Annotated in this window: 17 protein-coding genes; 2 read left to right on the forward strand and 15 right to left on the reverse strand. The window is 53.3% G+C overall.

Going from position 1 to position 23,527, the window contains the following annotated elements; translation table 11 throughout:
* Positions 1 to 12: 12 nt before the first annotated feature.
* Genes ACZ5FK_RS06075 through ACZ5FK_RS06085 form a run of 3 tightly spaced genes read right to left on the reverse strand, consistent with a single transcriptional unit; the run spans position 13 to position 2,860 of the window.
* The gene (locus tag ACZ5FK_RS06075) at positions 13 to 831 is read right to left on the reverse strand and encodes a carbohydrate ABC transporter permease (RefSeq protein ID WP_464807010.1); all 819 of its coding nucleotides are present in this window, start codon (positions 829 to 831) and stop codon (positions 13 to 15) included.
* The gene (locus tag ACZ5FK_RS06080; RefSeq protein WP_464807011.1) at positions 828 to 1,724 is read right to left on the reverse strand and encodes a carbohydrate ABC transporter permease; all 897 of its coding nucleotides are present in this window, start codon (positions 1,722 to 1,724) and stop codon (positions 828 to 830) included. Before ACZ5FK_RS06080 ends, ACZ5FK_RS06075 begins: the two co-directional genes overlap by 4 nt.
* The gene (locus ACZ5FK_RS06085; protein WP_464807012.1) at positions 1,721 to 2,860 is read right to left on the reverse strand and encodes an ABC transporter ATP-binding protein; all 1,140 of its coding nucleotides are present in this window, start codon (positions 2,858 to 2,860) and stop codon (positions 1,721 to 1,723) included. Before ACZ5FK_RS06085 ends, ACZ5FK_RS06080 begins: the two co-directional genes overlap by 4 nt.
* 186 nt (positions 2,861 to 3,046) lie before the next feature.
* Between ACZ5FK_RS06085 and ACZ5FK_RS06090 the strand changes: the two genes are divergently transcribed.
* Complete coding sequence (locus ACZ5FK_RS06090; RefSeq protein ID WP_464807013.1) at positions 3,047 to 3,904, forward strand: glycerophosphodiester phosphodiesterase family protein; 858 nt, start codon at positions 3,047 to 3,049, stop codon at positions 3,902 to 3,904.
* Positions 3,905 to 4,423: 519 nt separating this feature from the next.
* On the opposite strand, the gene ACZ5FK_RS06095 is transcribed toward ACZ5FK_RS06090, so the two are convergent.
* The 4 genes from ACZ5FK_RS06095 to ACZ5FK_RS06110 form a co-directional block, all read right to left on the reverse strand.
* Positions 4,424 to 5,590, reverse strand: coding sequence for a pyridoxal-phosphate-dependent aminotransferase family protein (locus ACZ5FK_RS06095; protein ID WP_464807014.1), 1,167 nt, complete (start codon positions 5,588 to 5,590; stop codon positions 4,424 to 4,426).
* Positions 5,591 to 5,711: 121 nt separating this feature from the next.
* On the reverse strand, positions 5,712 to 6,878 hold the full coding sequence (locus tag ACZ5FK_RS06100; protein WP_464807015.1) for a polysaccharide pyruvyl transferase family protein: 1,167 nt from the start codon (positions 6,876 to 6,878) through the stop codon (positions 5,712 to 5,714).
* Positions 6,879 to 7,360: 482 nt separating this feature from the next.
* Complete coding sequence (locus ACZ5FK_RS06105; RefSeq protein WP_464807016.1) at positions 7,361 to 9,586, reverse strand: S-layer homology domain-containing protein; 2,226 nt, start codon at positions 9,584 to 9,586, stop codon at positions 7,361 to 7,363.
* Between the two features lie 167 nt (positions 9,587 to 9,753).
* Positions 9,754 to 11,217, reverse strand: a complete 1,464-nt coding sequence (locus ACZ5FK_RS06110) for an O-antigen ligase family protein (protein ID WP_464807017.1) — start codon at positions 11,215 to 11,217, stop codon at positions 9,754 to 9,756.
* A gap of 232 nt (positions 11,218 to 11,449) precedes the next feature.
* On the opposite strand from ACZ5FK_RS06110, the gene ACZ5FK_RS06115 reads away from it, so the two are divergent.
* The gene (locus ACZ5FK_RS06115; RefSeq protein ID WP_464807018.1) at positions 11,450 to 13,456 is read left to right on the forward strand and encodes an S-layer homology domain-containing protein; all 2,007 of its coding nucleotides are present in this window, start codon (positions 11,450 to 11,452) and stop codon (positions 13,454 to 13,456) included.
* A 45-nt stretch (positions 13,457 to 13,501) separates the two neighbouring features.
* On the opposite strand, the gene ACZ5FK_RS06120 is transcribed toward ACZ5FK_RS06115, so the two are convergent.
* From ACZ5FK_RS06120 to ilvC, 8 genes are all read right to left on the reverse strand, one after another.
* Positions 13,502 to 15,769 carry an S-layer homology domain-containing protein gene (locus ACZ5FK_RS06120; RefSeq protein WP_464807019.1) on the reverse strand — a complete coding sequence of 756 codons (2,268 nt, stop codon included), beginning with the start codon at positions 15,767 to 15,769 and terminating at the stop codon, positions 13,502 to 13,504.
* A gap of 375 nt (positions 15,770 to 16,144) precedes the next feature.
* Positions 16,145 to 16,573 (reverse strand): cation transporter dimerization domain-containing protein, encoded by a 429-nt coding sequence (locus tag ACZ5FK_RS06125; RefSeq protein ID WP_464807020.1) that lies wholly within the window; start codon positions 16,571 to 16,573, stop codon positions 16,145 to 16,147.
* A 63-nt stretch (positions 16,574 to 16,636) separates the two neighbouring features.
* Positions 16,637 to 17,602 (reverse strand): hypothetical protein, encoded by a 966-nt coding sequence (locus tag ACZ5FK_RS06130; protein WP_464807021.1) that lies wholly within the window; start codon positions 17,600 to 17,602, stop codon positions 16,637 to 16,639.
* Between the two features lie 162 nt (positions 17,603 to 17,764).
* Positions 17,765 to 18,346, reverse strand: a complete 582-nt coding sequence (leuD, locus tag ACZ5FK_RS06135) for a 3-isopropylmalate dehydratase small subunit (RefSeq protein WP_464807022.1) — start codon at positions 18,344 to 18,346, stop codon at positions 17,765 to 17,767.
* Between the two features lie 18 nt (positions 18,347 to 18,364).
* Positions 18,365 to 19,774 (reverse strand): 3-isopropylmalate dehydratase large subunit, encoded by a 1,410-nt coding sequence (gene leuC / locus ACZ5FK_RS06140; RefSeq protein ID WP_464807023.1) that lies wholly within the window; start codon positions 19,772 to 19,774, stop codon positions 18,365 to 18,367.
* 16 nt (positions 19,775 to 19,790) lie between these two features.
* Positions 19,791 to 20,888 (reverse strand): 3-isopropylmalate dehydrogenase, encoded by a 1,098-nt coding sequence (gene leuB, locus ACZ5FK_RS06145; protein ID WP_464807024.1) that lies wholly within the window; start codon positions 20,886 to 20,888, stop codon positions 19,791 to 19,793.
* A gap of 50 nt (positions 20,889 to 20,938) precedes the next feature.
* On the reverse strand, positions 20,939 to 22,483 hold the full coding sequence (locus ACZ5FK_RS06150) for a 2-isopropylmalate synthase (protein WP_464807025.1): 1,545 nt from the start codon (positions 22,481 to 22,483) through the stop codon (positions 20,939 to 20,941).
* Entirely contained in the window at positions 22,470 to 23,504 is a 1,035-nt protein-coding gene (ilvC, locus tag ACZ5FK_RS06155) for a ketol-acid reductoisomerase (RefSeq protein WP_464807026.1), read from the reverse strand. The genes ACZ5FK_RS06150 and ilvC overlap by 14 nt, the downstream gene beginning before the upstream one ends.
* Positions 23,505 to 23,527: the final 23 nt, after the last annotated feature.

Raw genomic sequence — 23,527 nt, forward strand, 5'->3', positions numbered from 1 at the left:
TTCAATTCAAAATTATTTTAGAGCACCTTGCGATAATCCCTTTTGCAGCTGCTTCTGTCCTAGGAACAACAGCAGCAGCGTCGGTATGATGACTACGATGACCCCTGCCATGACCACCCCCCATTCGGTCGCGATTTCCTGGGACTGCAGCTGCTTCAGACCGATCTGAACCGTCCGGACGGATTGGTTCGTCGTAATCAAAAGCGGCCATAAATACATGTTCCATGTTGTCAGGAATCCATATGCACCAAGCGTCACCAGGCTTGTTTTCGAGACGGGCAGCACGACTTTCCAGAAAAACTTGAAGCGGCTGAGACCCGCGATGCGCGATGCTTCATGAAGTTCCTTCGGGATGGTCAGGAAATGCTGGCGCATCAGGAATGTTCCGAACGCAAGCGCAAAGAACGGCAGCGTCAGACCTTGATACGTGTTATACCAGTCAAGTGCACGGATGGTGAATACGTTCGGGATCATCGTCGCTTCCCAAGGAATCATCATTGTGGAGATGAACAGGAAGAAGATGAAATCCCGGCCCTTGAACTGGAAGAACACGAACGCGTATGCAGCGAGGCTGCAGACGATCAGCTGACCGATCATGACTGTCGCCGAGACGATAAAGCTGTTTAATAGATAGTTCAGGAGCGGCAGCCGGTCGAACACTTTCACATAGTTATCAAAGCTGAACGACTCCGGGAAGAACTTCCCTTGGATGATTTCCGGTCCCGTCATGAATGATATTAAGAACGCATACAACACCGGGAAAAATACGAATAGCGACGTTACAATGAGCAGGAAATAAATCCATATTTTCGCTGGAAGGCTTGTTTTCATTGGTAATGCACCTTCCTCTCACCGAGCTTGAACTGCAGGATGGTCGCGATCATGATGATGATGAACAGGATGACCGCCTGCGCACTCGCGGTGCCGAACTGGTAATTGATGAACGCTTCCCGGTAGATCGAGTAGACGATGAGGTTCGTCGATTGCGACGGACCGCCCTTCGTCAGGATGTCGATCTGGCCGAATGTCTGGAAGGCGTTGATCAGCGAAATCGTGATAATGAAAAACAGTGTCGGCGACAGCATCGGTATCGTTATGCGCCGCAGTCTGTAAAAATAACCCGCCCCGTCGATCCGTGAACTCTCGTACAGATGCTCATCGATATTCTGCAGCCCGCCGAGCAGGATGAGGAACGAGAAGCCGAGGTTCATCCAGATCGTCGAAATGGCGACCGAAATGAGCGCCCATTGCGGATCAAGCAGCCACTGGATGGGATCCGCGCCGAACAGGCCGAGCACACGGTTGAACATTCCGATCCCCGGGTTGAACATGAACAGCCAGATGACTGAAGATGCCGCAACGGATATTCCCATCGTCGACGAATACATCGTCCGGAAGAAGCCGATGCCCTTCAGTTTTTCATTTGCAAGCAAAGCGAAGAACAAAGCCAGCACGACGCCGATCGGCACCGTGTACAGGACGAACAGGATCGTCGCCTTCATGCTGTTGCGGAACTCGGAAGATCCGAGCAAGTATTGATAGTTTTCAAACCCGACATTGATCGCCGCGTTGCCCGCTTGATCTGTCAGGAAAAAGCTAAGATAAATCGTCCGGAACATCGGATAGAAGACGAACACCGAAAAAACGAGGATTGAAGGCAATAGGTAAAGCAGCGCCGTGCGTGCGTCGACAGTCCGCTTCCACCAGCTGCGTTTCTCGGTCATTCGCCCACCTCCCGGCGGAGGGTCCCGGCGTACTGGCCTTTGTCATCAGTCTTCTTGACGAGAGCGCCGGTCGCTGCGTCAAAAATGGACAGGGAGCCGAATTCAAATTGGACGGGAACTTCGGATCCAAGCTCGATATGCCATTGGCCCGGCCATTTCGCCATCCACTCCGACTCACCCACTTTGAAAGCGAGAATTGTTTCATTTCCAAGCACTTCGACGTTGTCAACTAGCGCCCGGAAGACATTGGCCTGATCCGCCCCTTCTGTAACAGGCTGCAGGCTTTCCGGCCGGACACCGATGGTCATATCACCTTCCGGCAGCTGGCCGATTTCATCTGCTGGGACAGGCAGCTTGAACGCATCGCCGATTATAAGAGCACCTGCTGCTTTGTCAAGCCGCCCCTTTGCGAGATTCATTGGCGGAGAGCCGATGAACGTCGCGACGAACGGATTTGCCGGATAGTTGTAAATGTCGATCGGCTTCCCGATCTGCTGGATTTTCCCTTCATGGAGGATCATGATCCGGTCCCCCATCGTCATCGCTTCCACCTGGTCATGCGTCACGTAGATCATCGTGATACCAAGCGTACGCTGGATGCGCCGGATTTCCGAACGCATATGGGCACGCAGTTTTGCATCGAGATTGGAAAGAGGCTCATCCATCAGGCAGATCGGCGTCTCACTGACGATTGCCCGGGCAAGCGCCACCCGCTGCCTCTGTCCGCCCGAAAGCTCCCGCGGCTTGCGGTCCAGATACTCGGTGAGCCCGAGCATCTCAGCGACTTTGTGGGCCCGCTGCTTTTGCTCATCTTTCTTCATCTTTTTTACGTCCAGCCCGAACGTGATATTCTGCTGGACGGACAAATGCGGATACAGCGCATAGTTCTGGAAGACCATCGACAGATCGCGCTTGTCTGGCGACAGGTTGTTCGCGACCTTTTCACCAATTTTCAGCGTGCCGCCCGTGATCTCCTCAAGGCCCGCGATCATCCGGAGCATCGTACTTTTCCCGCACCCCGACGGACCGACAAGTACGAAGAATTCGCCCGGTTCGATCGTGACATTGATGCCTGAAATCACATCGACCTGCTTGTCATATGACTTAGAGACATTGACCAGCTCCACTTTCTTCATGCATCCAAATCCTTTCTCTCTATCTCGTATACTGGAAGCATCTTCCGCTTCCCGTACTTAATTCAACGAAAGTTGTCGAATTCCCTCCTTTTTTCGATTTTTCTTTACGAAAGCTTTACAATGAAGACAGGATGCTAACAGATCATCAGCCCAGTCTTTCAGTTTATTCACTCGGGAGGTTGCTTCATGAAAAAGAAATGGATTGCGCTTCTCTTCCTTCTCACGCTCGCGGGCTGCGGACAATCGGAAACGGCCGTGCCGCTCCCTGAAGATGAATTCCTTGTAATTGCGCACCGCGGCGCTTCCGCTTACGTGCCTGAACATACGATCGCGGCATACGAACTCGCGATGGAGATGGGCGCGGATTATCTGGAACTCGACCTGCAGCGCACGAAGGACGGGGAGCTGATCGTCATGCATGATAAATCCGTGCAGACCGAACAGGGAAAAATAGCCGTCAAGGATGCGACATTCAATGAAATTAAAACAGAGGACGAAACCGACGCGGATGGAAAACGGATGGTGTCTGCCGAACCGGATTCATTCAAGACGAGGATCGTCAGCTCCGAAGAAGTGTTCCGGCATTTCAGGACGGATGCCAATTACTACATTGAATTAAAAGCGCCGTCCGAGTATCCCGGCATGGAGGAGGAATTGCTGGAACAGCTGGAGAGTGCGGGGTTGCTTGCCGCTCGCGGGAAATTGCCTCCCGTGATTCTTCAGTCGTTCAACGCAAAAAGCCTGAAGCACCTGCATAAGCTCGAGCCGTCCATCCCACTCATCCAGCTCTACTCCTTCAAGAAACCGCCCCACTTTTCAGACCGCCAGCTAAAACGGCTTGCGCGCTACGCTTCCGGCATCGGCATCAATAAAGACATGGTGACAGAGGAGCTCATTCAACAAATGCACGCCCACGGCCTCGCTGTCCACCCGTATACAGTGAACGATGCAGCTGAGATGGCTGATCTGAAGGAAATCGGCGCGGATGGCGTGTTTACCGACAAGCCGGATGTCGGGGTGGACGTGAAAGAGGGATCGGAGTAGCAGGAATTATCCTGGAATTAGCCGTTTAGGGTGGCGGGCGCCCGTTTATGACAACCGAATGCCTATTTACCAGCATGAACGCCCGTTTACGGCCGGCCAACGCCTATTTGCCAGCCTGGACGCCTGTTTACAACTGGCGAACGCTTATTTGCCAGCCTGAACGCCTGTTTACGACTGGCCAACGCCTATTTACCAGCCTGAACGCCTGTTTACGACTGGCGAACGCCTATTTACCAGCCTGAACGCCTGTTTACGACCGGCGAACGCCTATTTAACAGCCTGAACGACCGTTTACGACCGACGAACGCCTATTTACCAGCCTGAACGACCGTTTACGGCCGGCCAAAGCCTATTTACCAGCCTGAACGACCGTTTACGACTGGCCAACGCCTATGCCTCAGCTTGATCGTCCGTTTACGGCGACCCAACGCCTATTCACCGCCATGAACACCCAGCAACCAAACCAAAAACCGCCCTAGCAGCCATCTTCATCAGGCTGCCGGGGCGGCATTTTTTCAATCAAGCATTTACAGACGCCAGCTCACGGAAGCGCGTCACCGCTTTATCGCAATCCGCTTCGTGGCCAAGTCCCTGCATTGTTTCACCGATCAGGCGGATGGCTTCCGCCAGCATGTCTTCCGTCGTGTTGCCCATATGGCCGATGCGGAATGCTTTGCCCGCGAGGTGGGCAAGCGCACCGGCGACGATCACTTTCCTGCCCGCGAGCCTGGCCCGAAAATCTGCATCATTGACGCCATCCGGGTACAAGATACAGCTGAGCGTCGAGGCGGCAACCTCCTCCTCCGCAAGCGGCGTCATGCCGTATTCGCGGAGCGCCGTGCGGACGGCCGTTCCGAAAGCGGCATGGCGGCTGATCCGCTGCTGCATCCCTTCCTCAAGCACTATCCGCATGCCTTCCTCGTACGCATAGATCAGATTGACAGGCGGCGTTGCGAAATATTTGGATGGATCATGCATGACCGGCAGCCAGTTTTTAATGTCACAATAATACGCCGGCACGCGCTCGAGTGCTTCCCGTGCTTCTAGCGCAGACTTGTTGAATGCGACGATTGCAAGCCCCGGCGGTACGCCAATCGCTTTTTGCGATCCGGTCAGCACGACGTCGATCGTATTGCCGGGCGCTCCGTATTCCTTGCTCATGTCCTCTTCCATAGCCGCTGTCGCGCAGACGCCGTCCACGATGACAAGCGCACCGTGTTTCTTGATAAGCGGCACAAGCGCATCGAGATCCGCCGCGACGCCCGTCGAAGTATCCGCATGCGTCACTGTAACCGCTTTATATTTGTGTTCTGCCAGCTTCTTCTCCACTTGCGCCGGATCGACGCGCTGTCCCCATTCCGACTGGAGCACGTCGATCTCGATGCCGAACGCTTCTGCAAGGCCGATGAACCGGTCCCCGAAATAACCCTGGCTGATGACAAGCAGCCGCTCACCAGGCGCAACCGTATTGACGAGCGCCATTTCCATCGCAATCGTCCCCGACCCAGACACGACGAACACTTCCCCGTCCGTCTTCAGCAGTTCGCGGGTCTGCTCGATTGCATGCTGATAGATCGCTACAAACCGCGGATCGGTATGGCCGCGCGTCTCGCTCGCCAGCGCATCATAAATCGAATCCACGACCGGCGTCGGCCCCGGAATCAGCAGCATCTCTTCATTTCTCATCTTCCATCCCCCTCAAAGTGATCTTCCAGCCCTTCATTCGACATGATACTCCGAAAACCCTTTTCCGTGACTTTCAGCAATCAAAAAACGCCGCAAAGTGATCCTCTGCGGCGTTTCCCTCTTATCCGGCTGCGCGGTCGCTTGTCTGCTTCAGCGCCTCTTTAAACTGGCTTGTGCCTTTCATTGATTCCTCATACAGGTCTTTCGACAGGGCTGCCGTTTTCGACAGCGTCTCCTGCCAGTCCTTCGACATGTCTTCATACGCATCGAGGAACTGCCCGTCGTTGTTATGCAGATCATCGATCGGGAACGAATACGCCTCGAGGTCTGCCAGCTTCATGAAATCTTTCACTTTATGATGATAGGCGATCGCCATGATCGGCGTCTTCGTGCAAGTTGCCAGGATCAATGAGTGAAGACGCGTCCCGATGATAATATCCTGTGAATCCGTCACTTCCAAGATGCGCTCCGGCAACAGGTTCTCATCGATGATCGCCGTTTTGTCCGCATGGCGCATTTTCGCCTGGATGTCTTTCGTGACGTTTGCGTCCTGCGGGAACTTTGTCGCAAAGAACGTGATATCGACGTCATGCTGATCTGCAAGCTTGTCAAGATTGCGCGCCATGCCATCAACATACTTTCCGTAGATTTCCGTATTCCCCTGCGGCCAGTAATCCGCGTTATAATACGGAACTGCGGTCACACCGATCTTCAGCGGCGCTTCGCTTTCTTTCCGCTCTTCCTCGGTGCGCAATGAAAATGCCGGATCCCCGATCACCTTCACCTCTTCGCGCACGCCGATCGAACGCAGCAGCTCCGCCGATTCCGGATCACGTACCGATACACTCTCCGCATGCTTGCACATATAACGGATGAACCATTTTCCAAGGCTCGTCGAAAGCGGCCCTGCCCCGCAGCCATAGACGACATACGGAACATTCCCCTGGTGCGCCATCATCGCGTACGATCCGTACAGCGGCGCTTCCCTCTTATACAGGTCCATCAGAATGCCGCCGCCTCCGATAATGAGGAGGTCGAAAGTCCGGACGATCCGCTTGTTGTTCTTGAACGTCGCAATGAACGTCTTCGCCGCATTGCCTGCCCGGTGGTACAGCGGATAACTTGTGACCCCATACCTCGCAGCCGTCTGCCTCGGGTTATTGCTGAACACCGTAATTTCGCTGCGCCTGATTTCAAATGTCGCTGTCACTTGTTTAATCAAACTGAGGAGAATCGCTTCGTCCCCATTATTATCGTTTCCGTAATTGCCTACAATCCCGATTTTCATATGATGACTTCCTTTTAATAAATGGTGAGTTCATTATAGCACGGCTGCAAGATTCATGAAAATGAACCGATAATTACGGTTGCGTGACTTGAACCGGATGTTGAAAACATGCACGCAGATCAAATGAGCAATTTACGAGCCGAACTAAGCAACATCAAAGCGTCAGGAAGCAATGTTCGCAACGAATGAAGCAATGGGCCCGGCTAAAACGACAACACAGCCGCGAATCGAAGCAATCTCTTCCGTGACGCGAGCAATACCCCTCGCCAGGCGTATCAATTGATTGAATGAAGCAATATAGCTATCAAACTAAGCAACCCGCCTGCTCATAACAGCAACACATCCCCATTTAAAGCAAGGCCCCTTCCTAACGAGCAATCCACCCGCCGAAAGAAGCAACCCGCCCGCTTATCATCGCTATCTGAGCACTGGGAACTCGCGAACGAAAAAACCGCCCCTCACTCAAGAAGGGCGGCACACGCTTATTTCGTCATGCTGCGGTACAGGAATGCGCTGAATTGAGCGCGGTTGACCGGCTTGTTCGGCATGAACTGGCCTTTTTCGTTGCCAGTCGTGATGCCGTGATTTGCTAAAATATGAATCTGTTTGTACGCCCAGTGGCTGCTCGGGACGTCATTGAACTTCTTCGCCGATTCGCCCTTCAGCTCATATGCTTTGACGAGGATCGCAGCCATTTGCGCGCGTGTCAGCTGGCCGGCAGGGTCGAACTTGCCGTTGTTGCCGCCGACGAGTCCGGCTTCCGCAATCGCGTTGATTTCATTGAAATAGCGGTGGGATGCTGGGACGTCCGTGAACTTCTCGGCACCCGGCTTCGTCGTATCCAGATTGAATACGCGGCTTAAGATGACAGCGGCGTGTTCACGGGACAATGTCTGTCCTGGGTTGAACTTGCCGTCGATATCCCCTTTGATATACCCATGGTTCTTCAAGTAATTGATCTCCGCGTAATACGGATAATCAGCCGGAATGTCTTTGAACGCAGGCGTACCGTCCGACAGTTCGACCGGTACGGTGACAGTCTTCGTGCCTAGTGTAGCTGTCACTTGCCCGCTGCCCGGCACGGAAGACGCCTTGAAGACACCCGATTGGCTGATGGAACCGATGCTGCCTGTGACATCCCACTTCACTTGCTCTGGTGAATAAATGACCGGCTTTCCTTGCGCGTCCGTCGCATTCAGTTTGAATGACGTCTGCGAGCCCGGCTTCACTTTGGTTGTTGCCGGCGTGATCGTCATTTTTGCTGGCGCGTCCACGACTGTGATCGGGAATGACTGGGTCGCGGCTCCATAGTTGACGTTCACGCGGTCTGTTCCTGCTTCCGTCGCCGTAAATGTAAGTCCTGACCCTTTCACTTTACCGTTTTCAGACGTGATCGTGACGGCGGATGGATCCGCCTTCAGCGGGTTGTAGTATTGGTCAAGCACATAATTCAGTGTAAGCGGAACACTCGCCCCTACCAGCATCTCCCCGACTTGGGCGCGGGAAACGCTCAGGATCGATGGATCGCTCGTCGGCGCTGTGCTGATCGCTTCGACGATGGCGGACACTTTCCGCTGGCTGCCGCTTGTTGTGCGGTTGCCGAGGACAACGGTGTTACTTCCGTATTTACGGATGCCCATCGCTGTCGAACCGCCGCCGTCAAAGTTGATCGCACGGTCGTACCCTTGCGACGCCAGGTAATTCGCGAACTGGGTGAGCGTCATGCCGTTGCTGTAGCCGCTGCGTCCGTCGACCGTGACCAGATGGACCTGCTTCTTATCTTTGCTGATCGCAATTGCAGTGCGTGCCGTCATCGCTTTTGCCCGCCAGTTGTTTGTATTCATCGTGATGTTCACTTTGCCGTCCTTCAACAGCATCGGGCCGCTTGCAAGCATGAATTCCGAGTCCATCCACTTATCATCCATCGAGATCGACAAAGAGACATCTTGTCCGACCGCAAGGCCTTTCAAGCGTTCCAGCGCACGTTCCCCATGCGCCGAGATGACGAATCCCGTGCTTGGAATCTCCACTTTCTCTTTGGATCCATAGTCGCGGACCTTAACGACCTTCCCTGTTACCTTCTGTCCATAGTATGTAGAAGTGATCGGCGATCCGGTGTCCACGACAATTTCGATGCCGAATTCATTGGAACCGGTCGTTTTTGAAATATGCTGCGGGGTGAAGATGATCGTTTCGCCACCTTGCCGTTCCCGGTTTAGGCCCGTCATTTTCAGGTTTGTCCCATTCGCGTCGATGCGCACGTCGAAGTTGAAGTGATCGATTTCCGCACGGCCGTCTTTCATGACGCCGAACGCGATCGGCTGGCTGACGTAGTAATCAGGGGAACTCGAGATGGCGCCGCCGTTGATGATTTCATTCCCCTGTGAAATCAAATAGATCGGCAGGCCGGTCTTCATGTCGAAGAACGATGCATTGACCGCACCAACAACCCGGTTTCCTTCTTTCGAGTCACGGTTTGCGAGTGTCGTGGTCGCTTCCGTCTTCGCGATCGGCGAAGGGATGCCTGCAGACAGCTTCGTATACGGGTCGTTCAGATTGATGCTCAGATGGTTGATATGGTTCGTGCCTGAATGGGTGTAATGTGAATAGGTCACGCCTCGGGATACGGGATAGCTCTCAACTGTTTCTGTCTTTGCAGAAGCGCCTGCCGGGACTGTGAATATGAGTGAGGCAGCGAGTCCTGCCATTGCGACTTGTTTTCCGGCAAATCGAGCCGTTACGCTAGAATACTTGATAAGTCGACACCTTCCTTTCTCTGAATCAATCTACAGCTTACCAGAGATGGAGGTGGCTTTCCATAATCCATAAGAAGGAAAAACCACCTGGCAGCAAAAGCTGCACAGGTGGCTGTCTGTCATTTATCATGGATTTTGAATTTCGCATATTGCCCTGTCACGGAAGCGAACGCTCCGAATAGCAGGAAGTAGAACATCGTGTATAGCTTCAATTCCCAGATGTTATAGTAGACGCCCGAGAAGCACGTCGCGAACCAGAAGGCGATCATGAACTTGCCGAATACCGTCTTCCGTTCTTTCCAGAACATCCACAGCATGCCGAGCAGGAAGGCGGCGAACAGGATGACGCCGATGATGCCGGTCTCCGTGATGATCTGGATATATTGATTGTCCGAATAGAAGTACTTTCCACCGTATATATCGGAACGGATGCCGTAATGGTCATAGATCGGTGAACCGTAGGAAAGCGTCGCCGATCCGCCGAACGATCCGAATCCGCTTCCTGCGAGTTTGTAATCATTGAAGATCTCGAACCCTTTTTTAATATAGAAGAACCGCCCGCTTTCGCTCATCAGAGCCAGGTTCTTCTGGTCAAATGTCTCGCCGAGCCGGCCGCCGATGCTTCCCGCACCCGGTTCCGGCGCCTCCAGTCCAAGCGACTGAACATAGCTGACACCCCAGTTGACCGGGAAATAGATCAGCGCGACCGCTGCGACGCCCGAAATGGCGAGCCGTTTTAGCACTTGCCAGTTCCTTGTCAGCACGATGAAAATGGCGCCGAATACAAACGCCGAAATCCATGTGCCCCGTGAATACGTCAAGATGAAGATCCCGATGAACAGGACCAGATTGACTCGGAAGAACCATGTATACTTTTGCCCTTTATACAGCTGCTGAAGGAACAGAATCGCAAGGATCCCGAAGAACAGCAGAAGCGCGAGCGAGTTCGGATTGCCCGGCAGGCCGTAGATCCGCACGAAGTTCGTCGGAGACAGCGTCTTGTATTTCCAGACATCCGGCAGGAGGAGCTGCCGGAGTGACAGCTTTTCGATCAGGCCGTGGACGCAGGAGATGACGCCTGTCCAAACAGTCGCCCAGGCAAGGCTCTTCAGCCAGCTCGCAGGCAGCACCATGCGGGACACGATGTAATAGAGCAAGTACATGATGATGAATGTCCGCACTTGGAAGATGATTGCTGCCGGCAGCACCCCATGCATATAACCGCTCACCGCCCCCGCAATGCAAAGAAGGAACAGCGCCCATTCGAACAGTTTGAAATGGAACAGCGATTTGAAATCTTTCCTTGCAGCGATAAGCAGCCGCAAGAATGCGACAAACGTGATCAAGTCACCGATCAGCTTCACGCCTGTGTTGACTTCGACAAGAAGCGGCCGGATGCTGACATAGATGACGAGGAAGACAAGGCTCTGCTGCGGCATCAGAAATGCGAAAGCCGCGAAAAATAAGGACGTCACAATAAGTGCGATCGAGCTTGGCAGGAACAAAGCGACAAGAAGCACTGCCAGGGAAATCAGTATATAAGCATTTTCTTTCTGCTTCAGTTTATCCATAATCGTTGTCATGTTAAATTTAATACCCTTTCTACGAATGCACGCCGATTTAGTAAGGGGCAAACCCTCCTGACATTATAGCATCTATTTGGACGCACCGGGGTCCCCTTTAGTTCCTTTTTCAAAAAAACGTCAGATTACACGTTTTTTCTTTCCTAATCTATTACACTTTCAAAGATTAGACCTTATTATTGCCTCCAGAATCTGTTACTATATTAATAGTCAGACAGAAGGAGGTTTACAAGTGAAAAAACGATTCACATTGATGGCAGCACTGACATTGCTTATACTTTCCTCTCTATTTCAAACCGTGGCCGAAGCTAGTGACATAAAAGGCCACCAAATGGAGGCGGAATTGAATTATTGGATTCAGAAACATGTGATCCGGGAGGATGCAAAGGGAAACTACAACCCGAACAAAGCGGTGACGCGCGGTGAATTCGCTTCTTATTTATCACGTGCCCTTGAGCTTCCCGTTTCGACAAAGTATACGTTCAAGGATTTGAAGGCGAATTCAAGCCTCACTGTCGAAATCCAGAACGCAGCCGGCGCAGGCATTCTTTCCGGCTATCCGGATGGCACGTTCCGGCCGAACGACAAAATTACAAGACAGCATATGGCGGCCATGATTTTCAAAGCGTTCCGGTATATGGACTTGCCTGTCCAGACAATCGACATGAAGTTCAAAGATACTGCAAAAATTTCACCTAACTTCCGGGATGCGGTTGCAGCCGCAGTCAACCTGAACATTATCCGGGGAGACCACCAGAAGAACGGCATTTATTTTAAACCGCAGGCTAATGCCACAATCGCTCATGCGGCCGCATTCCTGTACCGCATGGAAAGCGCGGCTGAAGTGCTGAAGCCTTCCGTCCCAAGTGAACCGGGCACAACGCCAAGCGTTCCGGATGTGGATCCCGAAGTGTACAAAGTGAGCTCCATAACAAACGGACAAGTCGTGCCGACGCTCGCCATATACGGAAACTATGAAGATGCATTGGCAGTCTACAATGCATCTTCATCCATACAGGCGATCCAAAAGAACAATAAAATCATCAAAATGAAGACAGGACGCGCATTCGGCGCCCAGAATCCGAAGCAGTTCACGTCCTTGTATAAGAGCTCCAACTTAAAAGATGAAGTGACCTACATCCAAAAGGGCCGCGAGATGAAATATATCGGCAGCAGCCCGGATCATGTCATCGTAGAAGTCGCAGGCTCGACCTATTATGCGAAGCAGAGTGAAGTGGATCTTGTCCCTGCAGAACTGGTGACAGGCTATGATCATTATAAAGTGGATGCTGGCGGAATCCTTACGCATTACGCGTATGATAACCTTAGCAAAAACTACGGCGTCTACTCGATCGGCCCCGCTGCGAGTAACATGCAGGCGGGCACCTACTACAGCCTGGACGGCGTGCATTTCACGGAAGCGGGAAGCAAACGGACGATCACCCATTACCCATACTTCCAATTCCAATCTGTGCGCATTCCGACTTCTTACAGCGGAGAAGACCTCGACCGTTATATCACGGAAGTCCTCCGCGAACGGGAAAGCACAGGAATCGCACGGTACCAAGGCCTTACATCGAAGTCCAAACTGATCGGGCTCGGCACTTATATGAAGGAAATCGAAGCGACATATAATGTCAATGCGATGTTCATTCTCGCTGCTGCCATCCATGAAAGCGACTACGGCATCAGTGCGAACGCGCAGAAGAAGAACAACCTGTTCGGCATCAAAGTGTTCGACTCTACGCCGGAAGCCGGTGAAGTGTATGCCTCTCCGAAACGGAGCATCGATGCGTTCATCAACCGGTACATCAATCTGAACTATGCGAACCCGCTCGGCCAGCATTCGAACGGCGCCGTTCCGGGCAATAAGGCGGTCGGCTTCAACGTCAAATATGCGTCCGACCCGAACTGGGGCAGCAAGATTGCGGGCCATATGTGGCGGATCGACAAGTTCCTCGGCCAGCATGACTTCATGCAGGCGCAGCTCGGCATCATCTCTTACGACGGGCCAAGCGGCGTGAACGTGCGGACAAGCCCTGACGCGATGAGCGCGAAGCTGTTCACCTACAAACAGCGGAACCCCGGCTATCAGAATGCGTTCGGCTACCCGGTCGTTATTGTTGATGAAATGTTAGCTGGCGACGGCTATATATGGTATCAGGTCGTCTCCGATCTGAATCCGCCGTCCGATTTCGGATGGATCCGTTCCGACCTCGTTACAAAGATTGTTGAATAAAAAAGTGCCCAATGAAGCGATTCACGCTCCATTGGGCATTTTTCTTTATAACGCGTCTGTATGCTCTTCCCCGCGCGGCAGCAAGTCTGACATGCCGATCCGCTCAAGGCCTTCTTTGATTTTCGTTGTGTACCCTTTCTCATTGCGGTCCATAAAGCCCGCTTTCGACCGGATCATCTTCTCGAACACCGGCTGCTTCGTTTTATCGATGTCTCCCCACATTTCATAGGATTTGATCAGATCCTCGAGCGTCAGATGCGTGTAATCGCGTCCGACGAATGTATGGTCAGGCGAAATCTTATACCAGATATCCCCGTCCGGCCGGATCCATTGATCGACATCCCTCTCCATCGCCGCATGAATCGCTTCCGCCGTCTCCAGATAAACCGGATCGCTGAATTCCTTGTAGGCAAGCAGCAAAATGTTCATGCCGCCAAGCGCATGGTTCATCGAGGTATGCGTCTTCACGTTCTGCTTTGCCGGGAAGTAATCAGGGATGTAATAGGCGTCTTTTGCTACTTCGATGATATTCCCCTTTTTCTTCTGTGAGACAAGCAAGTCCGCGTAGTTTTTCAGCCCTTCATTGTAATCCGTATGTCCGAACGCTTTCCCTCCATTGTAAAGGAACAAAGCGATCTGTTCGTTAAATCTTGTGTCGACGAACGGCGCCGTCAAACCGAAGAGGCCTTTCAAATACGTGCTCGTCACTTCCGTATTCCAATACGTCTTGTCCCCCCTGAAAATATCGAGGTTCGCGTAGGAATTATATAGAAGGCTTTCGTAATAGCGTTCTTTCGTAACGAGATACTTTGCCATGACCCGGTCTTCTTTCACAAGAAGAAGATTCCGGCCGTAGCCGCGTCCTGATTTCGGCATCGGTTCGATCGTAGTCGCCATTTTATTGTACGGCCCTTCTGCCGTATACCACTTGTTTCGTTTCTTATAATAAACTGCCGATTCCAGCATCCAATCGTTCATTTCCTCTTTCGTGCTGAACAGCTGTTCACCTGAGACGAGGATCCATTGATCGACGATATCATACCCGCTGGATTTCAAGCGGTACACCGACAGCTGACTGTCCGCGAGTTTCACGCCGCTGAACGCTTCCGCTTCTTCGTTCAATTCCCGTGTCCGGCTGACTGATCCATTCGGATATTTCATCGTCAATTCCTTCGAACGATATGATTTTCCGATCATCTTCTGAGCTTTCTTGCCGTCCGCTGCGGTTTCTTCGAACAATCCTGTCGGGTATGTCGTCAAGTCGAAGCCGAATGTATCATCGGTATCTTTTTTGATTGGGAACCTGTCATACGTATGGAGCAGGCTCCGCGTGACGTCCGTCTCCGTCTGGACCAGATCGACGGTGATCGGCAGTCTCTCGTTGTTCCGGATTTCCGTGAACAGGAAGTAATCGCCGTTCGGCAGCTCCCGCTTCGTCACGTTGACCTGAACGCCCGGCACGCCGCTCACCTTATACGAATAGACCTGATCGGTCGCATGAGGATGTTTCACCGTTTTCGTTCCGGCCGCTTGCAGCTGATGTGTCGACCGCAAATAGGTCTTCACGTCTTCCGCCACCGGCACTTCCGCAAAGTTCCGTTCCGCCCGGATCGGCTCGTAGTCGCCGAACGTCTGCGCTTCCTTAAAGGACACGACCTGAATTTCATCGATCAGCCCCGTCTCAACCATGGCCCGGTGCAGGAATACGACATACGTCGCCCGGTTCACAGGCGTCTTCGGATCGAATGTGCCATCTTCCTTTCCGGTCGTGATCCCGTGCTGTGCCAGAATTTTCACGCCTTCCTTATGCGATTCACTGATGCGGTAATCATCTTTGAAATGGATTTCCTCGCCAGTGTCCTCCAGCTTGAACGCACGCACAATCACGGTTGCCATCTGCTCACGCGTCAAAGAATCCGCTACGCCGAACGTTTTATTTTCCTTCCCGAGGAAAATTCCCGCTTCGTATGTCGCCATGGCACCTTTCATGTGTGACGATTTTGCGCTTACATCCGTAAACAAAGGCTTATATTCGGCGTCCGGCAATTTAAGCGCATTCGCCATCAGATTTGCGGCCTGGCCGCGCGTGACCTCGACAGACGGACGGAATTGCTTGTCCGGGTATCCATTGATGACCCCCATATCGACAAGCCGCGTCACCTCGGACCGCGCCCAAAAATCGTTATGTATGTCCGTAAAATTCTGTTCCACCGTTACGGCACTCTCGGCATCCGTCGAACTGCATCCAAACAGGGCGAGCGCGACCGTCAATGCCCCAGCATGCAAAAATCTCATCGTTTTACCTCGTGGCATATCCTCTCTTCCTCCTATAATTTCTCTCATTCATCATATCATATCTGATTTACTTGAAGCCTGCCATTGATTGGCGGATACATGAAAAGAATTCCGCCCTTTTACCTGCATTGCTCAATGACGGCGACGGCATGAGCTCAGCAAACCACCTGCCACCGCTCCAAAATGCACAAACAGCGCAATATCATTCGAAATGAAGCAATGCCGCCTCGCAAACGAGCAATAACCTGTCCAAACTGAGCAATACGGCGAAGCTGAACGCAACATCGTCCCGTTTCGAAGCAATCCCGGCCGGTAACCGTGCAATAAGAAGCTGGCACGCATCGCACCGCAAGTCAAAAGGCCATCCCCCGCTTGCGGAGATGGCCTTCCCACTTATTCACCCTTCGATTTCTGTGCGAACGTTTCGCCGCTCTTTCTCGCTTGCACATCAATCTTTTCATCAGGATATTTTTTCTCGATCTCTTTCAAGAACTTGTCCGCCAGCTCTTCCGCCCGCTCTTTTTTCATGTCGCCTTCTACATCGAAATCAAGAAGCACGTAGCCGCCTCCGTCTTCCGTGACGATCAAGCTGACGCCAGATACGCCTTCCTCTTTTGCAAACTCCTCTTTCAGTTCATCATCCGACTTGGCTGTGTCCGATTTGTCAACGGCCCCCTGATCTTTCAGGTTGTCCTTTTGGCCCTGTTCGGCCTGCTCCGTCTTCGCACTGTCCTCTTCCTTCGCCTTATCGTCTTTGTCGCTGCACGCGCCAAGCACAAAAGAAGCGCCGAGCATCGCTGCGAATAATGCCGTTTTTTTCATTTTCTTCCCCTCCTCGAATGTCTAGGTGGCATTCTACCATAAAAAAAGTGTGAGCTTCAAGGCTCACACTACTTCACTTCTCCGCTGCTGCGCTTGCTGATCCAGCCGCTCAAGCAGAAAGTCATATGACGTTTTTACTGTTTCTTCTTTATCTCTGAAAAGGTTGGCAATCAATTCGCCTGCTCCAAAAGACTTCGCCTGCTGCTCCGCCAAGTTCACGACGGACTCCCGCATCATGGCCACTTCCCTTTCCGGTTTTTGGGCAGCCGCCGCTGCTTCTGTTTCCTCACTTGGTTTCAGCATGACCGCTGGCGCGGGTGCCGAAGCTGTTTCCACCGGCTTAGCGGCGAATGAAGAGGACGCCGCGTTGCGCTCATACGCCCCTTTATTGATCGTCGCAGCAATCTTCGCAAGATCCGGCCGCATTTCCTGCGCTGCTTCCAGGGCAAATGCCAACTCGTTCGGATGGTCTTCGAAATACGGGTTGTTATACCAATAGTCGTCTTCGAAACGGCCTTCTGCTCTTGCCTTTTCGCTGTTATACGGTGAATCAAACCAGCCGTCAGCCGGCTTTTCGATTCCATGCTTCTGGGCAAGTTCCGGATTGGTGCTGAACGCGACTACGTACGGCACGTCCCCCGGCGCCTTCTTGAAGTCGCCGATCGATTCGTCAAGACGGGCTTGCCGCTTTGCAATCTCCGCCTTGTCACCGCCCTGGACCGCTTCCTGCAGCGAACGGTTCTGCACGTCGATCAGATTGGCGTAATACAGTTTGTTCGGCTCATATCCGCTGCCGACCTTCTCGTACCAAGCGGGATGCTGCTTCGCTTCGAACGCATGGTAGGAAGACCAGTCGTTCGTCTTCACTGCGCTCAGGATCAGGGAATTCCGTCCCTGGTTCACTGCCGCAAGCGGGTTCACCGCCGCCGCCTCTTTTCCAAAGACCCTCTTCCACCCATCATCCGAAGTGCTGCCAGCCTCGCGGATCTTCATCGAAAAGTTACGGTCATTCAATGCTGAAATAAACACGTGTCCACCTCTATCATCTATATTCTAGTCACATATATTCAATCTATGAATTTGAGCGTTTAGTCATAGTATACATGATGCAGTCTCCAGTGGACAGGATAACTTTCCGAATTCGGCACGATTTTATGAACAAAAATAAAAGGAGCCCGTCATCCGGACTCCTTACACCTGCTGTTCATACGCGGCAATCTTATCCTCATATTGGAAGGTCAGCGCAATTTCATCCCAGCCGTTTTGCAGCATCTGTTTATAGTACGGATCGATGTGGAATGAATACACTGCGCCGTCTTCCCCCGCCACTGTCTGTTTTTCAAGATCAACACGCACGGCATATGGTGTTTCCTCTCCTTTCGCAAGGAGCTCCTCCACTTCCGCGGTTGCCAGGCGGATCGGCAATATACCGTTTTTGAAGCAATTATTATGGAAGATATCCGCAAAACTTGGGGCGATGACGACGTTGAATCCATAATCCAGGATCGCCCATGGCGCATGCTCACGGGAGGAGCCGCAGCCGAAATTCTCATGGGCGACAAGCACGGTCGATCCTTCATATCGTTCTTTATTCAGAACAAAATCTTCATTCAGAGCGCCGCCTGGGCGGTGACGCCAATGGTAGAACAAGTACTTGCCGAACCCGGTGCGCTCGATGCGCTTCAAGAACTCTTTCGAAATGATCTGGTCGGTATCGACATTCTTGCGGTCGAGCGGGGTGATGACGCTGTCTACTTGATTGATCGGTTTCATATGAATTCCGCCTCCTTCTCACACATGCGCCGGCTGCATGGAGCGGACGTCGGTGAACTTTCCGTTGATTGCGGCAGCTGCCGCCATTGCGGGGCTTACTAGATGTGTCCGGGAGCCGGCGCCTTGCCGGCCTTCGAAATTCCGATTCGATGTGGAGGCGCATCTTTCGCCTGCCGGCACGACATCATCATTCATGGCGAGACACATGCTGCATCCCGATTCACGCCACTCAAATCCGGCTGCGATGAAGACTTTGTCGAGCCCTTCCTCTTCCGCCTGGCGCTTGACTGTGCGAGATCCCGGTACCACAATCGCGGTGACAGAAGGATGCACTTTCTGGCCGTCAATGATGGCTGCGGCACTCCGTAGATCGCTGAGCCGCGCGTTCGTGCAGGAACCGATGAAGACGTGCTGCACTTCAATATCGGTGAGAGGTGTCCCTTCCGCCAGATCCATGTAGGCGAGGGCCTTTTGCAGCGCCTGCCGGTCCGATTCCGTGGCGCAGTCTCCGGCAGTCGGGACTGTCCTTGAAATCCCCGAGCCCATCGACGGATTCGTCCCCCATGTGACGAACGGTTCGATTTCAGAAGCATCGATCTCGAGTGTCGTGTCATACACCGCCCCTTCATCCGTTGCAAGTTCCAGCCACTCAGCCGCTGCTTCCTCGAACTGTGCACCGCTTGGAACAAAACGCTTGCCCCGCAAATAGTCGATCGTCACCTCGTCGGGACTGATCAATCCGGCTTTGGCGCCAGCCTCGATGGACATATTGCAGATCGTCATCCGCTCTTCCATCGACAGCTTCCTGATGGCTTCTCCCGTATACTCGACGATATGGCCGGTTCCTACATCGATGCCGAATTTTGCAATGATGGCGAGGATCACATCTTTCGCCGTCACCCCAAAGCCGAGTTCGCCGCCGATCCGGATTTCCATCGTCTTCGGCTTGGATTGCCATAATGTCTGCGTCGACAGCACATGCTCCACTTCACTCGTCCCGATACCGAACGCGATGGCGCCGAATGCCCCGTGCGTGGACGTATGGCTGTCGCCGCAGACGATCGTCTTGCCGGGCTGCGTAAGGCCGAGCTCCGGCCCGATGATATGGACGATCCCCTGGTCTGGATGCTCCATGTCCGCGAGTTCAATGCCGAATTCCTGGCAGTTCCGCTCCAGCGTCGTGATCTGCTTTTTCGCGACTTCATCACGGATGACCGGAAGATTCTTCGTCGGCACGTTATGGTCCATCGTCGCGAAGCACAGATCCGGCCGCCTCACCTTGCGCCCCGCCAGCCGCAAGCCTTCAAACGCTTGCGGCGACGTCACTTCGTGCAGGAGGTGGAGATCGATATAGAGCAGATCCGGCTTGCCCTGCTCCTCATGCACAATATGCCGGTTCCAGATTTTCTCGATAATCGTCTTTGCCATTTGACCGTCTCCTCCTTCACACGTATGAGAACATGATGCTGTTTGAAACAAACTGCAGATCGAGCTCCGCTATCACTTTGTCCGTCCATTCTTTCGTCGAATGTGTCCGTTCCCCGCCTGCAAGATCGGATGTGAAACAGCCGTCCGCAAATACTGCATTGACTGCTTCCTCGATCGCGGCAGCTTCCGTTTCCATGCCGAATGAATACCTGAGCATCATGGCAGCGGACAGGATGGCGGCCGCCGGATTGGCAATCCCCTTCCCCGCCACATCCGGCGCAGACCCATGGACCGGCTCATACAATCCGAAGCCGTCCGAGCGGATGCTGGCGGAAGGCAGAAGGCCAAGGGACCCGGTGATCACGGAAGCTTCGTCGCTCAGAATATCGCCGAACATATTCTCTGTGACGATGACGTCGAACGCTCCCGGGCGTGTGATCAATTTCATGGCAGCGGAATCGACGAGCTGATGTTCCACCGTGATGTCCGGATATTCTTTGCTCTTCTCTTCCACGACCTGTCTCCACAGCTTGCTGGACGACAGCACATTCGCCTTGTCGACCGACGTCACTTTCCCTCTCCGGTGGCGCGCGAGCTCAAATGCCTTTTCGACAATCCGCTCGATCTCTTCCCTTGTATAGACGAGTGTATCGACTGCTGATTGCTCGTCATGCCGGCTCGGTTTCCCGAAATAGATGCCCCCTGTCAATTCGCGGACGATCACCATGTCGACGTCCTTTGCGACGTCTTCCTTCAGAGGAGACGCGTGGAGCAAAGAGGCGACCGCCTTTACGGGGCGCACATTAGCGAACAGGCCGAAATGCTTGCGGATGCCGAGCAGCCCTTTTTCAGGCCGCAGCTCCGGCGGATTCAAGTCCCACTTCGGGCCGCCTACCGCTCCGAGGAGGATGGCATCGCTCGCTTCACATAACTCGATCGTTTCCGCTGGCAGCGGATTGCCGCATGCCTCGATCGCTTCCCCGCCGATGCGGCCCTGCTGGAAATGAAAGGTGTGCTGAAAACGCCTAGCAATCACATCGAGTACACGGACCGCCTCCGCGGTCACTTCCGGGCCAATTCCGTCACCATGCAATACTGCCACTCTTTTTTCCATCGTCATTCTCCTCCTCTGTAGTGATGATTCTTATATATAGTAGGAACTGCTTATAACATGACTTTCACTTTTTCGGACTTTGCCGTTTTCACGAGATGCCGGTTGATCGCGTTCAGATACGCTTTCGCGGATGCTTCCAGCACGTCTTGCGCTACGGCACGCCCCGTCAGGCTATTGCCGTCGAAACTTAGGTTGACGACCGCCTCCCCGAGGGCATCTCTTCCTTTACCGATCGATGTCACGCGGTAATCCAGGATATGGACATTGCCATTCACGAGCTGCTCGAGTGTGTTGAAGATCGCTTCGACCGAACCCGCCCCCGTCGTCGCGACGATCATCTCCTCGCCGGACGGCACAATCGCCGTAGCGGTCGCGGTTGGCACATTCGAGGTACCATATTGCACTTGGACGTTTTTCAATTCATACACCGGCACGTCCACATGTTCGATCTGCTTCCCTGTGAATAAAACGAACAGATCATCTTCCGTAATTTCCTTCTTCTTGTCTGCAAGCGTCTTGAATTCGGCGAACGCTTCATTCAGCTGCCCTTCGGACAGTTCGAAGCCCATCGCAGAAGCCCGGTCCTTGAACGCATGCCGGCCGGAATGTTTGCCGAGCGCGAGAGGCGCCGTCGTCTCGCCGATCAATTCCGGCGTAATGATTTCGTACGTCTCCCGGTTTTTCAGCATGCCGTCCTGGTGGATGCCTGATTCATGGGCGAATGCGTTCTTCCCGACGACCGCCTTGTTCGGCTGGATGACGACGCCTGTCAGCTGGCTGACGAGCTGGCTCGTGCGCTTCGTCTCCTGCAGATTGATGCCGGTTTCGATGTTGTAGAAGTCTTTCCGGATGTGGAGGGCGACAGCGATCTCTTCCAGTGCCGCATTGCCTGCGCGCTCCCCGATCCCGTTGATCGTCCCTTCCACTTGATCCGCCCCGTTCTCGATGGCAGCAATCGAATTTGCGACTGCCATGCCGAGATCGTTATGGCAGTGGGCGGACAGCTTCACCCGGTCAATCCCCGTCACATTCTCCTTCAAAAACTTGAAGAGCGCCCCGTATTCCGCCGGCGTCGCATAGCCGACCGTGTCCGGGATATTAATCGTCGTCGCTCCCGCCTTGATCACTTCATTGATAATCCTGACAAGGAAGGCTGGATCGGATCGGAATGCGTCCTCTGCCGACCACTGGACGAGCGGGAAGGACCGCTTCGCATATTTGACCGCTTCCACTGCGATATCAACGACCTGATCCGGCGACTTCTTCAATTTGTATTCCATATGGATGGGGGAAGTGGCGAGAAACACATGAAGATGCGGCTGCTCTGCTGCCTGTAATGCATCCCACGAAATGTCGATATCCTTCTTCATCGCTCTCGCAAGGCCTGTCACGGTCGAACGTTTCACCGTCTCCGCAATCCGCTTCACCGCCTCGAAATCGCCTGGCGACGAAGCGGGGAACCCCGCCTCGATCACCGCTGCGCCGAACCGTTCGAGCTGGCGGGCGATTTCAAGTTTCTCCGCCGTGTTCAAATTGATGCCGGCTGATTGCTCACCGTCCCTTAGTGTCGTGTCGAAAATATCAATTTTGCGCACTCGCGACCACTTCTTCCCGTTTGATTTTCTTGCCTTGGTTGACGAACGGCATCATCTCACGAAGTTTTCTGCCGACCACTTCGATTTCATGCTCCGCTTCGGATGTTTCGTAAGCATTGAAGTTCGGACGCCCGTTTTCATTCTCCGCGATCCACTCTTCCGCAAATTTGCCTTCCTGGATGTCCGTCAGGATGTCTTTCATCCGTGCCTTCGTTTCTGCGTCGACTACGCGCGGGCCGGAGACGAAATCTCCCCACTCTGCCGTATCGGAAATTGAGTAGCGCATACCTTCCATGCCGCCTTCATACATGAGGTCGACGATGAGCTTCAATTCATGCATCGTTTCAAAATACGCAAGCTCCGGCTGGTATCCGGCTTCGACAAGCGTCTCGAAGCCTGCCTTTACGAGTGACGTAAGGCCGCCGCAAAGCACTGCCTGCTCCCCGAACAGATCCGTCTCCGTCTCTTCTTTGAATGAAGTCTCGAGCACTCCCGCGCGAGCCGCCCCGATTCCTTTTGCATACGCAAGCGCCACGTCCTTCGCCTGGCCGGAATTGTCCTGGAATACCGCGAACAAGGCAGGTACGCCAGCTCCTGCTTCGAATGTGCGGCGGACGAGATGGCCGGGCCCTTTCGGAGCGACGAGGAAGACATCCACATCAGCCGGCGGTTTGATCTGTCCGAAATGGACGTTGAATCCATGGGCGAAGACGAGTGATTTCCCTGCCGCAAGCGCCGGCGCGATCTCCTCCTCATACACCTTCTTCTGCTTTTCATCCGGGAGAAGGATCATGATGACATCCGCCTCTTCTGCAGCTTCCCGGACCGTCTTCACTTCTAGTCCATCCTCTTTCGCCTGATCAAATGATTTACCTGGGCGGATCCCGACGACAACGTCGAAGCCGGAGTCTTTCAAGTTCCTCGCATGCGCATGACCTTGCGAACCGTACCCGATCACCGCGATCTTCTTCCCTTGTAGTGCACCTTCATTGATATCCTGGTTGTAATACATTTTAGCCATTGGAATTCCTCCTAGTTTTTTGG

The sequence above is a fragment of the Sporosarcina sp. GTC18466 genome, assembly GCF_055389225.1.